General features: G+C 56.5%; 15 protein-coding genes. 5 read left to right on the top strand and 10 right to left on the bottom strand.

Annotated features, from left to right (window positions below; all coding sequences use genetic code 11):
- Positions 1 to 310 precede the first annotated feature (310 nt).
- Positions 311 to 1,168, bottom strand: a complete 858-nt coding sequence (locus D7S44_RS08540; protein ID WP_120453875.1) for a manganese catalase family protein — start codon at positions 1,166 to 1,168, stop codon at positions 311 to 313.
- 345 nt (positions 1,169 to 1,513) lie between these two features.
- Here D7S44_RS08540 and D7S44_RS08535 point away from each other — a divergent pair, with 345 nt between their 5' ends.
- The gene (locus D7S44_RS08535; RefSeq protein ID WP_120453873.1) at positions 1,514 to 1,840 is read left to right on the top strand and encodes a four-helix bundle copper-binding protein; all 327 of its coding nucleotides are present in this window, start codon (positions 1,514 to 1,516) and stop codon (positions 1,838 to 1,840) included.
- Positions 1,841 to 1,908: 68 nt separating this feature from the next.
- On the opposite strand, the gene iraP is transcribed toward D7S44_RS08535, so the two are convergent.
- The 5 genes from iraP to copC all read right to left on the bottom strand — a co-directional run bounded on the left by iraP (position 1,909) and on the right by copC (position 5,070).
- Entirely contained in the window at positions 1,909 to 2,280 is a 372-nt protein-coding gene (gene iraP / locus D7S44_RS08530) for an anti-adapter protein IraP (protein WP_120453871.1), read from the bottom strand.
- 202 nt (positions 2,281 to 2,482) lie between these two features.
- On the bottom strand, positions 2,483 to 2,659 hold the full coding sequence (locus tag D7S44_RS08525) for a con-10 family general stress protein (RefSeq protein WP_120453869.1): 177 nt from the start codon (positions 2,657 to 2,659) through the stop codon (positions 2,483 to 2,485).
- Positions 2,660 to 3,442: 783 nt separating this feature from the next.
- The gene (locus D7S44_RS08520; RefSeq protein WP_120453867.1) at positions 3,443 to 3,790 is read right to left on the bottom strand and encodes a YebY family protein; all 348 of its coding nucleotides are present in this window, start codon (positions 3,788 to 3,790) and stop codon (positions 3,443 to 3,445) included.
- A gap of 35 nt (positions 3,791 to 3,825) precedes the next feature.
- The gene (gene copD / locus D7S44_RS08515; protein ID WP_147402092.1) at positions 3,826 to 4,701 is read right to left on the bottom strand and encodes a copper homeostasis membrane protein CopD; all 876 of its coding nucleotides are present in this window, start codon (positions 4,699 to 4,701) and stop codon (positions 3,826 to 3,828) included.
- A gap of 3 nt (positions 4,702 to 4,704) precedes the next feature.
- Positions 4,705 to 5,070: a copper homeostasis periplasmic binding protein CopC gene (gene copC, locus D7S44_RS08510; RefSeq protein WP_120453865.1), complete on the bottom strand. Its 366-nt coding sequence runs from the start codon at positions 5,068 to 5,070 to the stop codon at positions 4,705 to 4,707.
- Between the two features lie 151 nt (positions 5,071 to 5,221).
- On the opposite strand from copC, the gene D7S44_RS08505 reads away from it, so the two are divergent.
- Complete coding sequence (locus D7S44_RS08505; protein WP_120453863.1) at positions 5,222 to 5,452, top strand: DNA polymerase III subunit theta; 231 nt, start codon at positions 5,222 to 5,224, stop codon at positions 5,450 to 5,452.
- Positions 5,453 to 5,455: 3 nt separating this feature from the next.
- Entirely contained in the window at positions 5,456 to 6,124 is a 669-nt protein-coding gene (gene exoX, locus D7S44_RS08500; protein WP_120453861.1) for an exodeoxyribonuclease X, read from the top strand.
- Here exoX and D7S44_RS08495 read toward each other — a convergent pair.
- Complete coding sequence (locus tag D7S44_RS08495) at positions 6,118 to 8,181, bottom strand: prolyl oligopeptidase family serine peptidase (protein WP_120453859.1); 2,064 nt, start codon at positions 8,179 to 8,181, stop codon at positions 6,118 to 6,120. The two genes, exoX and D7S44_RS08495, sit on opposite strands and share 7 nt — an antisense overlap.
- A 113-nt stretch (positions 8,182 to 8,294) precedes the next feature.
- Positions 8,295 to 8,948, bottom strand: coding sequence for a tellurite resistance TerB family protein (locus D7S44_RS08490; RefSeq protein ID WP_120453858.1), 654 nt, complete (start codon positions 8,946 to 8,948; stop codon positions 8,295 to 8,297).
- Positions 8,949 to 9,099: 151 nt separating this feature from the next.
- Here D7S44_RS08490 and purT point away from each other — a divergent pair, with 151 nt between their 5' ends.
- Complete coding sequence (gene purT, locus D7S44_RS08485) at positions 9,100 to 10,278, top strand: formate-dependent phosphoribosylglycinamide formyltransferase (protein WP_120453856.1); 1,179 nt, start codon at positions 9,100 to 9,102, stop codon at positions 10,276 to 10,278.
- A gap of 36 nt (positions 10,279 to 10,314) precedes the next feature.
- On the opposite strand, the gene D7S44_RS08480 is transcribed toward purT, so the two are convergent.
- Entirely contained in the window at positions 10,315 to 10,953 is a 639-nt protein-coding gene (locus D7S44_RS08480) for a bifunctional 4-hydroxy-2-oxoglutarate aldolase/2-dehydro-3-deoxy-phosphogluconate aldolase (RefSeq protein ID WP_120454212.1), read from the bottom strand.
- A 176-nt stretch (positions 10,954 to 11,129) separates the two neighbouring features.
- Entirely contained in the window at positions 11,130 to 12,605 is a 1,476-nt protein-coding gene (zwf, locus tag D7S44_RS08475; RefSeq protein ID WP_120453854.1) for a glucose-6-phosphate dehydrogenase, read from the bottom strand.
- Positions 12,606 to 12,975: 370 nt separating this feature from the next.
- On the opposite strand from zwf, the gene D7S44_RS08470 reads away from it, so the two are divergent.
- On the top strand, positions 12,976 to 13,854 hold the full coding sequence (locus D7S44_RS08470) for a MurR/RpiR family transcriptional regulator (protein WP_167456962.1): 879 nt from the start codon (positions 12,976 to 12,978) through the stop codon (positions 13,852 to 13,854).
- Positions 13,855 to 13,882: the final 28 nt, after the last annotated feature.

Genomic DNA, 13,882 nt, shown 5'->3' with positions numbered 1-13,882 from the left:
ACCCCGGCGCCCGTCGGGGTTTTTCATTTAAGCGCCGCTGAGGGGTTAAATTCATCGCGTTGCTCAATCCCGAAAAAAATATTTTTTTGGACTCTGATTCAGGCTGGTACGGAGGGCGTTGCGGCAGGTTAAGGCGATACTTTATTTTCCCGTAAGAAAAGGACGTAAAGCAAAAAGGATGGCGGCTGGATAAGGTGACGTCCCTGTCAGGCCAAATATCGCACCGCACACATCTGTAATACGGTTCGCTACTGGATATATCGCGCTGAAATCAATCAGTGGCGCGCGCCCTTCCCTGGGCACGTTGCGATTAAGGTTTTAATGCAGGCGGTACGGTACCGGAAAGTTCCTGTTCGCTTTGCGCGCCGGAACCTGGACGGGCATGACCCAGCAGCGGCTCATCGCCCAGCAGCTCAGGCTTCTCTTTAGCGGTAAACTGGGCTTTGCCGTCAAACGAAGGACCTTCGCACCAGCGACCTTTCGGCAGCGGTTTATCCAGCGACGTATTAAGCACATAGTAAGAGTGTTCGCTGGCTTCTTCACTTTGCGGGAAGCTGTTAGGAATCGGCAACGAAGCGTTAAGCCCGCCCATCTCTTCGATTACCGCCAGCCACTGCTGCTGGTGCATGGTGTCGCGCGCAATCAGGAAAGAGAGGAAATCTTTCATGCCGGTATCTTCGGTCAGATTGTACAGGCGAGTCGCCAGCACGCGGCCTGTCGCTTCGGCCGTCACGTTAGCCAGCATATCAGCCGCTACGTTGCCTGAGGCATAGATATGACTCATATCGAAAGGCACGCCGTTGGCGTTGACCGGCAGCGCCGCCAGACCCGATGAAAGGATATGACGCGGGTTCATGCCGCCCAGTACCGCGTTGACGACCGGATCTTTCGCCGACGCTTCCTGATAGGAGAGCGGTGCGCCTTCCAGGTTCAGCGCGACGGCATGCGCCAGCATTTCGATATGCGCCAGCTCTTCGGTCGCGGTAGAGATCAGCAGATCGCGAATACGCGCGTCGCCACGGGCGCCCATGGCCTGGAAGAAGTACTGCATCGCCACACGAATCTCCCCTTCCACTCCGCCAATCGCCTGTTGCAGCAGCATGGCAAATTCCGGATCCGGTTTATCGACGCGTACGGGATATTGAAGTTTTGAAGAATGGTGAAACATATTTATCTCCTGGCTTTTTTTCAAGAATAAGCCAGACAAGCCTGGAAGAGGTTTCACAAAAATGAAAGCGCGACCGTAATTTTTCGGACAAAATATAAGCGGCAGATCCCCCTGCCTCGTCAGAAATATTAAACACTTAGCGTCAAAAAAAAGTTATCGGCTATTTGGTGGCTGACGCAGCCCTGCTGCAAATAAGCATAATGTTTATAAGGTCAACCCACACTATTTTTTATCAACGCCATTTTTTAGCGTAGCGCTGGCAGAATCGCTTCTCTGTCTGCGACTTGCATAATCACCAATATTTTTTAGGCTTAATCAGTCACCACGAAATGATAAGGAGGAAATATGAACAGTGAATATAAACAGTGCCTGGAAGCCTGTTATGCCTGTGCCGCTGCCTGCGATAATTGCGCGGCGTCCTGTCTGCGTGAAGAAAATATTGAAATGATGCGGGGCTGCATTCAGCTCGATATGCAGTGCGCGGCGATTTGTCGCCTGGCCGCTCAGTTTATTGCGCAGCAGAGCGAATCAGCCGTTGCGCTCTGTCAGCTCTGTGCGGACGTTTGCCAGCAGTGCGCGGACGAGTGCGGTCAGCATCAGCACGATCACTGCCAGCACTGCGCGCAGGCCTGTCAGCGCTGCGCAGCGGCCTGTCGGAAGATGGCGGCATAAAAGGGGTGTCTGAGACCAAATATTAAAGCAGGCGCATCAGCCAGCCCGCAAGGCGGGCTGGAGGCAGGCTAAAGCTTGTCTTTTTCCTGGGGTTCAGAGCCAGTCAGGTGAGAAACGCCGCTGATATGAGCGAGCCCATCCTGGTCGATTTCGTTATCTGCTTTATCAACCGCTCTGGATATGGTCAGCAACTCCTGGAATTCATGCAGCAGAATGGCGGCATCTGACTTCAGCATTTCATCAGAATCGGCCGATTCAATCACGGTATTGATCGCTTTGTTTGCGCTATCAATCATCTCGGTTACGCCGCCCTGCCTGCTGACGGCTAACACCAGCGCGCTGATCAGCAGCGATTGCGCTTCGACGCGCGCGGTGAGCTGCTTCGTTTCCGCATCGATTTTTGATATTTTAGCGAGCATGCTCAGCACAACATTTTTCATAACGGCCTCCCTGTAAAACAGGGATCTTACCTTGCCGCCCGTCTCCAGCAAGATGAAAAGTCTTAAATAGTCGCTCTGCCTGTAAACGTTTCAGCATGATTTTTTAAAAGGAGCGGCTAATGTGCTGTTACAGCGCATAAAAAAACCCCGACATAGAATGCCGGGGTTGGTGGCTTAAACAGACTCTAAAATATTCTGTTTATTAAGACTTGCGTCCGCCGCTATGGCTATTCTGGCCACCTTTTTTACCTGCTTCTGAAGCTTTTTCACGGTCGTTAGCGAAATTACCGCCACTGTGCTGACCGCCTTTTTTACCTGCTTCTGAAGCTTTTTCAGGGTTCTCTGCAAAATTACCTGAACCACCACGATGCTCGGCCATAATATCCTCCTGGACATATTGTCATTCAGTAAATGGCAACCGGCATAAATCTGTTACGCCAGCCGTATTTCGTGTTGCATGATTAATACTAGACGACCAGCCTGTATCTGCAAGGCTATTTCACACCAGAAAACCCATTTATTTATTAGCGAAGCGATAATTTAAAATCGCATATTACAGCGAAGCGCAGGGTAATAACTTTATCTTCAGCAACTTACCTGAAACAGGGCAATAAGCTTAACCGGCGCGCTGTTAATATATTTTTACTAACGTCAAAGAAATAACATAAAAAGAAAGGTGGCTGAGACAGAAAAGTAATATTCGTCTCCCGGTTCAGGATTTAGTTTCTGCTGAAGCAGGCAGATTATCGCCAGAAGAGGCCACGCGCTTACGCCTGGCGCGGTAAAGTAAAAGAGGTGTGTTACGTGATGGCTGCATCGACACAAAACAGGGGTGTTCGCTGATTCAGAAAAGAGACTCGGCTGGTCGGGATATAAGACGCCTCAGGAAAGGGTCAGATAACGGGATGCACCGTCTAAATTCATGGCGCAAAAAAAGACCGAACACGATTCCTGTATTCGGTCCAGGGAAATGGCTCTTGTAGAGCCGTGCGCTAAAAGTTGGCATTAATGCAGGCGATTTCGCCTTGCCAGTTAAGATTAGACCACGCCTTTGGAAATGCCAGCGAACAGCCGGGCAGAGGGGATCCGCAGGATCAGAGTGTGATCCTGGCGGCAGAATCATCGAAAGAAGGCGCGAAAGAGCATCGCGCCCTGGTCAGGATTATTTATCGCACAGCGCCTGTGTACGCTCGATAATCGGCTGCAGGCTCATCATCTGGCCTGGATGCGCCTTGTCTTCCGCCTGGATTACAGAGATGGGCTGCGCCTTCACCTGGCCTGCCTGCACGCGGGCTTCGGCTTTATCATTGAGCGGATACTGCATCAGCGTGCTGGGATTAATGGCGAACAGCGAGCCATCTTTTTCGCAGGTTAACATCACCTCTTCACGGCTAAAGGGCCATGCCGCCTTACCCACCTCAAAACGGCTGACGGTAATAATCTCCGCCGCCAGCGCCTGGCCACAGAGAGATAATAACAGCACTGCGGGGATCACTTTCTTCAGCAAAATAGCCTACCTTTTTACTCAGTCAAAACGGGTCAAACTCAGGCTGGCGACAGCGTGGCGAAGACGCTGACCAGGCCAACCACTGCGCATGCCAGCAGCAGTTCAAGCTGCGTCATACGAATAAATTTATGTTGCGCGCCCTTCCCCGCGCGGCGAAAACGCGGCACCAGCACGTAACGGTTGAGCAGCGCAATAGCGACCATAAGGGCCACCAGCGTCACCTTAACAACTAACAGTTCGCTGTAAAGGCCGCCATGCCACTGGCGAGGCCAGCCGACGATCAGCAGCGTATTCACCACGCCAGTGAGCAGCGTCGCGGCGACCGCCAGATGTCCGTAACGCGAAAAGCGCATCATGGTGCGAATGGCGTCGCTGCGCCGATCGATCTGCCGCGCCTCGCGCATCAGAATAAGCAGCGGCAACAGGCCGCCCGTCCAGAAGGCGGCGCCGATGAGATGCAGCGCATGATTAGCCTGCTGCAGCGCGCCCACAGCGCCTTCGCGCATCGCCGCATGTCCGGTCAACGCCATACAGCCCAGCTGCAACAGCGCGCCCACCAGCCACGCCTGCTGCCGTCGTTCATTACGCAGCAGACTCGCCAGCAGCGTTGCCGCGGCCAGCGCTATCTCCCACTGCCAGACCGCACCAAAGCGCGTGCTCAGCACCGCACGCCAGATCAGAGCGTCGCTCAGATTGCGCCAGTCGCCGCTCATCAACGCCAGCTGGGTTGCCAGCATCAGCAGTCCGCTGAGCAGCGCCAGCCAGATGCACCCGCGCATTATGGCGTCGAGACGCTGCGCCAGCGCACGACGATAGCGTACCGGCGCTAACAGCGCGGTGTAAAATGCGCTACCCGCCAGCAGCATCACGGCGGCGAAATGCAGCGCACGCAGCAGGATCCACAGCAAAGTCACTGATTACTTCACGCTAAAGCGGTAGCTGCCCTGGGTTTTATGTCCGTCAACCGACAGTACGTGCCAGTTAACCTGGTAATCGCCCGCGGCCAGCGGCGCCTTCAGCGGAACGATCAGCCGATTGTGCTGCTTCGCATCCAGCTGCGCTTTCTCGCTGGCGATCGTTTTTTTACCGGCATCCAGCAGCGTTACGCCGCTAAAAGCGGGTTCCACATCTTCGGTAAAGCTGAGGGTCAGCGCCTGCGGCGCGGCGGCGATAACAGCGTTATCGGCCGGTTGGGACGATTTCAGGTGAGCATGCGCCAGCACCGACTGGCTGAACAGCAGCAGCGAGACGGCAGCGCCTGTTAAGAGGGTTCTTTTCTGCATGGGATCATCCTTTTAGCCATCGCATCAGCGGCAAACGTGGGCAAGGATACGCCGTGGCTTTTAAGGTGTCGAGGGCCAGCGATGCTATCCTTTGCCCTTGATTCAGAGCGGGATAAGCATTATTTTTGCCCCCTGTCTTCAGGAGATCACCATGAGTCAAAACCTCGCCCTGCTTTCTCAGGAAGAGAAAGATAAAGTCAATGTTGAACTGGCCGCAGCGGGCGTGGCGTTCAAAGAGCGCTACAACATGCCGGTAGTGGCTGAAATGGTTGAAAACGAGCAGCCTGCGGCGCTTCGCGACTGGTTTCGCCAGCGACTGATGCACTATCGCCAGGCGTCGCTGAACTTTTCGCGCCTGCCCTACGAACCCAAACTGAAGTAATTCATGCTACGCGTAATTGATACCGAAACCTGCGGTCTACAGGGTGGCGTGGTGGAAGTGGCGTCGGTCGATGTGATTGACGGCCAGATCGTCAACCCGATGAGCGATCTGATCCTGCCTGACCGCCCAATCAGCCGTCAGGCGATGGCCGTCCACCGCATTACCGAAGCGATGGTGGTTGGCAAACCCACTATCGAAGAGGCGATTGGCCGCTATCACGGCAGCGCTTTCTATGTTGCGCATAACGCCAGCTTCGATCGCCGCATGCTGCCGGAAATGCACGGCGACTGGATCTGCACCATGATGCTGTCGCGCCAGCTCTGGCCTGGCATTAAGTACGGCAATCAGGCGCTGCGCCACAGCCTGAAGCTGGAGGTATCGCCCCCCGCCGATCTGCATGCCCACCGCGCGCTTTACGACTGTTACGTTACCGCCGCGCTGTTGATCCGTATTATGGAGACCTCCGGCTGGGATGCGTTGCAGATGGCGCAGCGCTGCCAGCCCGCCAGCGTGGCGGGCGACGTGCTGCCCTTCGGCAAGTATCGTGGTCAAAGCGTCGCCGCCATTGCGCGTAAAGATCCGCGCTATCTGCGCTGGGTGCTGGAGAACGTGCGCGATTTGCGCCCGCCGCTGCGGCAGGCGCTGCGTCGATACCTGAGCGACGATCAATAATCGCGCTGCGGCGGCAGGCTGCCCTGCGCCAGCGCGATCAGGAAAGTCAGCTCCAGCGCAATTCCCTCATAGGATTTATAACGTCCTGACTTACCGCCGTGACCGGCATCCATATCCGTACAGAGCATCAGCAGATTATTGTCGGTCTTCAGCGCGCGCAGTTTCGCCACCCATTTCGCTGGCTCCCAGTATTGCACCTGAGAATCATGCAGCCCGGTGGTCACCAGCATATGCGGATAGGCTTTCGCCTCGACATTGTCGTAGGGGCTGTACTGACGAATATAGCCGTAGTAATCGGCGTCGTTAGGGTTGCCCCACTCATCATATTCACCCGTGGTAAGCGGGATCGACTCATCCAGCATCGTCGTGACCACATCGACAAAGGGCACCTGCGCCACCACGCCGTGAAAGAGTTCCGGCGCCATATTGATTACGGCACCCATCAGCAGGCCGCCCGCGCTGCCGCCCATAGCATAGAGCTGCTCAGGCTGACCAAAGCCCTTTTTCACCAGCGCCTGCGTGACGTCGATAAAGTCGGTAAAGCTGTTCATCTTGTTGAACAGGCGGCCGCCGTCATACCAGCGCTGTCCCAGCTCGCCGCCGCCGCGCACGTTGACCAGCGCGTAGACGAAACCGCGATCGAGCAGGCTAAGGCGGCTGACGCTGAAGTCCGCCTCCATATTGCTGCCATAGGCGCCGTAGCCATAGACCAGCATCGGGTTTTTGCCGGGCTGGTAGTGCCTGCGGTGATAGACCAGCGACACCGGCACTTCGGTGCCGTCGCGCGCCGTAATCCAGTGATGCTCGCTTTTGTAGTTGTCCGGGTCGAAATTGCCAATCGCGCTCTGCTTGAGGATGCGCCGTTCGCCGGTGTCCATATCCAGCTCAAACAGCGTGGTCGGCGTGGTCATCGAGCCGTAGCCATAGCGCAGCTTGCTGGTTTCCGGCGAAGGATTGAACGCCAGCCAGGTGACATAGGTGGGATCGTCAAAGGCGATGCCGGTCACTTCCCCGGTTTCCCAGTGAACCTGACGCAGGCTGGTGAGGCCGCGCTGGCGCTCCTCTACTACCAGCCAGTCGCGGAACAGCTGGAAGTCTTCCATCACGACATGATCGCGCGGCTTGATCAGGGTTTCCCAGCGCGACTCATCCAGCCAGCGCGTACGGTAAAGCCCGAAATTCTCGCCGTCCCGGTTCGATCGGATATAAAACTGATGCTGATAGTGATCCAGACTGTACTCATGATCTTTACGGCGCGGCAAAAATACCTGCGGCGTGGCGTCCGGGAAACCGGCGTCGATCAGCTGGATCTCGCTGGTGTTGGTGCTGAACAGCGCGATCAGAATGAAATGTTCAGACGTGGTTTTATGCACGCTGAGATGATAGGTATCATCCTTTTCTTCATAAACCAGTTGGTCGTCACTTTGCGGCGTGCCAAGTTCATGTCGCCAGACCTGATAAGGCAGCAGCGTTTGCTCATGTTTGCGCACGTAGTAGAGCGTGCGCGAATCATTCGCCCAGGCGAAGCTGGACGAGGCGTTGTTTAATACTTCTGGATACCAGCTCCCTTTCTCAAGGCAGCGAAAACGGATGCCGTATTGCCGCCGGGAGAGAAAGTCTTCCGCCAGTGCCATCACCTTATTGTCAGGACTGATATTGAGCGAGCCCATGGTGTAGAACTCGCTGTGCGAGGCGCGCTGGTTAGCGTCCAGCAGCAGCGTCCACTCATCGGTCTCGGCGCTCTCGGCGGGTTGGCGGTAATACGCGGCATACTCGTTGCCGCTTTCATAGCGACTCTGATAGCGATAGCCGTTGTGCACATAGGGAACCGAATGGTCCTGCGGCGGCAGGCGATCGACAATCTCTTTTAAAATGCGGTTCTGTAACGGCTGCTGGGTCGCCATAATCTGCTTGCCGTAGTTATTTTCGGCACGCAAATAGTCCAGCACCTCTTCATTATCGCGCTTGTCGTCGCGCAGCCAGTAATAATCGTCCACGCGCGTATCGCCATGGAGCGTCATTTCATGAGGAATTTTTTTTGCGCTGGGGGCCTGCATGCTCCGTCTCCCTGTTATTAATACTCTTTAAGGGTGGCATCAGGTGGCGGGGAAGCCAAATTTTTGTGCGTAACGCGTTGTTATTGCGGCCGCGCAAGGCGGCCGCAGGTGGCTTATTCCGCTGCGATCTGCGCTTTTTTCGTCTGCAAATCCTTTTCAATGCCGTCACGCACGTCCTGCGGAATCTTCAACGCGTCGCCCAGCGCGGTGAGGTAGCTGCGCTCCATAAAGTGATCGATATCGATAGCGGCACAGCTGAGGAAATAGAGTTCCAGCGCTTCATCCTCATTTTTAACGTCGGCCGCCAGCCAGGCGGGATCGAGCGGTCGGTTAATGGCCTGCTGGATCAGCGTTTCCGCCGCCTGACCGTAGCCCGATTCATGAATTGTGCGCTCTATGGCGGCACGCTCGCGATCGTCGATATGGCCGTCGCTTTTGGCGGCGAAAACCAGCGCCGTGACCAGACGTTCGGCGCGCTGATCCGCCGGGGTCTGCAGCTCGCCGAAACCGGCTTCATGCTGGTGCGTATCGCGCACGCGCTGTTTATATTTGTTCCACAGCACCGCGCCTGCCGCTGCGCCGCCGCCGATAATCAGCGCTTTGCCGCCATACTCGGTTAACAGCTTACGTGATTTTTTGCTGGCGATAAGCAAGCCTGCCAGCCCGCCCAGTGCGCCGGGCGCCAGCATCTCGTTTAATCCTCCGTTGCCGCCGCTGTGATCCTTTTTCGTCAGCAGCGACTGTAGCTGTTGCAACAGGTTGTTCATTATTCTCTCCTTCGTAGCGACAAGGACTCTACTCTGCACCACCGGGCGTCAGTAAACGTCAAGGTGAGAAAAGAGAGGCAAAGCGCCAGAAGATGAGAACGCAAACGTTTTCGTTTATACTGCGCGCGCGTTTTGACTCACAGGTGAAATTATGACGACTCTTGGAACTGCGCTGCGTCCCGCTGCGACGCGTGTCATGCTGTTAGGCTCGGGTGAGCTGGGTAAAGAAGTTGCGCTGGAGTGCCAGCGACTGGGTGTGGAAGTGATCGCCGTAGACCGCTACGCCGATGCGCCCGCAATGCATGTGGCGCACCGCAGCCACGTAGTGAACATGCTTGACGGCGAGGCGCTGGCCGCGCTTATCGCGCAGGAAAAGCCCGACTATGTGGTGCCGGAAATCGAAGCGATCGCGACGGATAAGCTGATTGAGCTGGAGCAGCAGGGCCAGCGCGTGGTGCCTACCGCGCGCGCCGCGCGCCTGACCATGAACCGTGAAGGCATCCGTCGGCTGGCGGCGGAAGAGCTGGGGCTGCCCACCTCCAGCTATCGTTTCGCCGACAGCAAGGCCAGTTTCGAAGCGGCGGCGGCGGAGATCGGCTTTCCCTGTATCGTCAAGCCGGTGATGAGCTCCTCAGGCAAAGGCCAGAGCTTTATTCGCGAAGCCAGCCAGCTCGACCACGCCTGGGAATATGCGCAGCAAGGCGGACGCGCAGGCGCAGGCCGTGTGATTGTCGAAGGGGTCGTCAAATTCGATTTCGAGATTACGCTGCTTACCGTGAGCGCGGTTGATGGCCTTCACTTCTGCGCGCCCATCGGCCATCGTCAGGAAGATGGCGACTATCGCGAATCCTGGCAGCCCCAGCAGATGAGCGACGTGGCGCTGCAGCGCGCGCAGGCGATCGCTGGCGAAGTGGTGAAGGCGCTGGGCGGCTACGGCCTGTTTGGCGTCGAGCTGTTTGTCTGCGGCGACGAGGTGATCTTTAGCGAAGTGTCGCCGCGCCCGCACGATACCGGCATGGTCACGCTGATTTCGCAGGATCTCTCCGAGTTCGCTCTGCACGTACGCGCTTTTCTCGGTCTGCCAATCGGCGGTATTCGCCAGTACGGCCCGTCGGCGTCGGCGGTGATCCTGCCGCAGCTGCACAGCCAGAACCTGAAGTTCGTTAATGTAGAAGCGGCACTGGGCGCGGGACTGCAGCTGCGCCTGTTCGGTAAGCCGGAAATCGCCGGTTCGCGCCGTCTTGGCGTCGCTCTGGCGAGCGGTGAAAATATTAATGACGCCGTCGCGCGCGCTATCGCCAGCGCGGCGGCGGTCAAGGTCGAAGGCTAATCATCATGCGGTGAGCGCCCTGCTCACCGCCAGTAATTATTTCGCGCCTTCCACCGCTTCACGGGCCAGACGCGTAATACGATCCCAGTCGCCCGTCTCCAGCGCGTCGTTTGGCACCAGCCAGGAGCCGCCAATACAGAGCACGCTTTTCAGCGCCAGATAGTCGCGATAGTTGGCGGGCGAAATGCCGCCGGTCGGACAGAAGCGCACCTGCGGGAAGGGACCGCCGATCGCCTGCAGCGCCTTGACGCCGCCGTTCGCTTCCGCCGGAAAGAATTTAAATTCGCGCAGGCCGTAATCCATGCCGGTCATCAGTTCGGAAACGGTGCTGATACCCGGAATAAGCGGCACCGGACCTTCTACCGCGGCCTTAAGCAGCGACTCAGTGACGCCAGGGCTGATAACGAACTGCGCGCCTGCTTCGGTCACTTCCTGCAGCTGCTGCGTGTTGATAACGGTTCCTGCGCCAACGATCGCCTCCGGCACCTCTTTAATCATAAGGCGCAGCGCATCCATCGCCACCGGCGTACGCAGCGTCACTTCCAGCACGCGAACGCCGCCCGCCACCAGCGCTTTCGCCATCGGCACCGCATGTTCCAGCTTGTTCACTACGATCACCGGCACCACAGGTCCAGTGGTCAGAATCTTTTCAGCACTCGTCTTCCAGTTCTTCATCGGTTCCCCTTGCTTATCCATACCGGCGCCTGCCGTGTGCCGCGCCATCAATGCGTCACTACCATACAGGATCGCCTTCCGCATCGTCTATCCGCCCTGGATAATTTTTGAAACTGCGGTTCACTTTCCTGCGTACAGGTACAAAAAAGCCCGCACGCGGCGGGCTGATGTCAGGATTATTCGAACTCGTTCCACGAGCGGCCGTCGCGCGTGATCATCGCCACGGACGCCACCGGCCCCCAGGTACCAGCCTGATAAGGCTTGGAGGAGTCGCCGTCGGCGGCCCAGGCCTCGATAATGGAGTCGACATAGGTCCATGCTGCTTCTACCTCGTCGCGGCGCACAAACAGCGCCTGGATACCGCGCATGCTCTCCAGCAGCAGGCGTTCATAAGCGTCCGCCAGATGCGACTGATTGAACGTCTCGGAGTAGCTCAGATCCAGCTTGGTGGTCTGCAGTTTGTGCTTGTGATCCAGACCCGGCACTTTGTTCAGGATCTCGATATCGACGCCCTCGTCCGGCTGCAGACGAATAGTGAGCTTGTTCTGCGGCAGCTCGGAGTAGGAATCCTTGAACAGGTTCATCTCCGGGTTTTTAAAGTAGACCACCACTTCAGAACATTTGGTCGGCAGACGCTTGCCGGTACGCAGATAGAACGGAACGCCCGCCCAGCGCCAGTTGTCGATATCAACGCGGATGGCGACGAAGGTTTCCGTTGAGCTGGATTTATTGGCGCCCTCTTCTTCCAGATAGCCCGGCACTTTTTTACCCTGCACGAAGCCAGCGGTGTACTGGCCGCGTACCGTTTTATCGCGCACGTTAGTCTGATCGATACGGCGCAGCGAGCGCAGCACTTTAACTTTCTCATCGCGAATCGCGTCGGCGCTGAGATCGGACGGCGGTGCCATGGCGATCATGGTGAGCACCTGCAGCAGGTGGTTCTGAATCATATCGCGCATCTGGCCAGCCTGATCGAAGTAGCCCCAGCGACCTTCGATACCGACCTCTTCGGCCACAGTGATCTGCACGTGGTCGATCGTACGGTTATCCCAGTTATTGACGAAGATAGAGTTAGCGAAGCGCAGCGCCAGCAGGTTCAGCACCGTTTCCTTGCCAAGATAGTGGTCGATACGGAATACCTGGCTCTCGTCAAAGAACTCGCCTACCGCGTCGTTGATCTCTTTCGAGGTTTCCAGCGAGGTGCCGAGCGGCTTCTCCATCACCACGCGAGCCGGTTTGGCGTTCAGCTTCGCTGAGCCCAGCCCCTTACAGATAGCGCCGAAGGTGCTTGGCGGCATCGCAAAATAGTTAATGGTGGTGCGTTTTGCCTGATCGAGCATTTTGCCCAGTTTGGGAAAATGGGAGGTATCATTGACGTCGAGGTTGCAGAAGTCGAGACGACCGCTGAGCTTGTCCCACAGCGCTTCGTCAATCTTCTCCTTCATAAAGGTTTCCAGCGCTTCACGCACCACTTTGGTATAGGCTGCTTTGTCCCAGTCGGCGCGTCCCACGCCGATGATGCGGGTTTCCTCGTGGATCTGTCCCGCTTTTTCCAGCTGATACAGTGAAGGCAACAGTTTCCGGCGCGCAAGATCGCCTTTGGCACCGAATATCACCAGATCGCATGCCTGGGCTGTTTGTGTTACCGCCATTTTCCTCTCCTCATTGCAGGATGATCCCGTTGGCGTTTGCATCCTCATCCACCGGGTCCGTGTTGTAATTTTCTTTCAGCACAATGTACTTATTTCAGGGGGTCAGGTAAACCTGACTCTATGCTGGTCCGCAGAGTTAACTCTGGACGGAATAAGGCGTGCCGATGTGATACTGCGTGCGCTTTTACCCACTGTAGCGTTGCGGCCGATGTCCGGCAAAATCGAATCCGGTTCAAATTATGACAAAAATTTTCAGTATCGGCTTACCCATACTTGCGCGCGGTCATGGTGAACGCGGTATATTCACGCTTTTATGCCCCCTCTGCCAGCCATTGCTGGCATCGATAAAAGCGATAACGGTCATCGGGTTATGAACATTCAGGAAAAAATCGAGGCGCAGCTGGCGACGCTCAGCAAGTCGGAACGTAAGGTCGCCGCGCAGATCCTCGCCGATCCGCAGGAGGCGATACACTCCAGCATTGCCCGCCTGGCGCGCGCCGCTGACGTCAGCGAACCGACCGTTAATCGCTTTTGCCGTCGGCTCGGCACCCGCGGCTTCCCCGATTTTAAACTGCAGCTGGCGCAGAGCCTGGCGAAAGGACTGAGCTGGGTCAGCCGCGACGTGGATGAAGATGACGATACCGCAGGTTACAGCCATAAAATTTTCGACTCGGCGCTGGCCGGTCTGCAACGCGTACGTAACCAGCTCGATCTCGCCGTGGTGCAGCAGTCGGTAGCGGCCCTGTCGCAGGCGCAAAAAGTGGCGTTCTTTGGTCTGGGCGCCTCGGCGGTGGTGGCGCACGACGCCTTTAATAAGTTTCTGCGTTTTAATCTGCCGGTCGTCTGGTCTGAGGATATTGTGATCCAGCGCATGAGTTGTATAAATAGTCGTTCAGACGACGTTTTTGTTTTAATTTCACATACTGGCCGCACGAAAAATATGGTAGAACTGGCTCGCCTTGCCGGTGTAAACGGTTCCACTGTGATAGCCATCACTTCTCCCGCGTCCCCGCTTGCCGAGGTCGCCACGCTGGCGTTAACGCTTGATGTTCCGGAAGATACCGATGTCTATCTGCCGATGGTTTCCCGCCTGGCGCAGCTCACCGCTATCGACGTGCTGGCGACCGGATTTATTCTCGAGCGCGGCGGCGCGTTTCGTGAAAACCTGAAACGAGTGAAAGAGGCCTTAAAAGATTCGCGTTTCGATAAGCCCGACACCATGGAAAACGCAGCGAAACAAAAAAATTAACATCACATTTACAATGTGAGTCGTATCA

The sequence above is a fragment of the Pantoea piersonii genome (assembly GCF_003612015.1).
In the GTDB taxonomy this organism is placed as follows: Bacteria; Pseudomonadota; Gammaproteobacteria; order Enterobacterales; family Enterobacteriaceae; genus Pantoea; species Pantoea piersonii.
The sequence above is the reverse complement of the archived record's forward strand: the minus strand, read 5'-3'. Positions and strand labels throughout refer to the sequence as shown.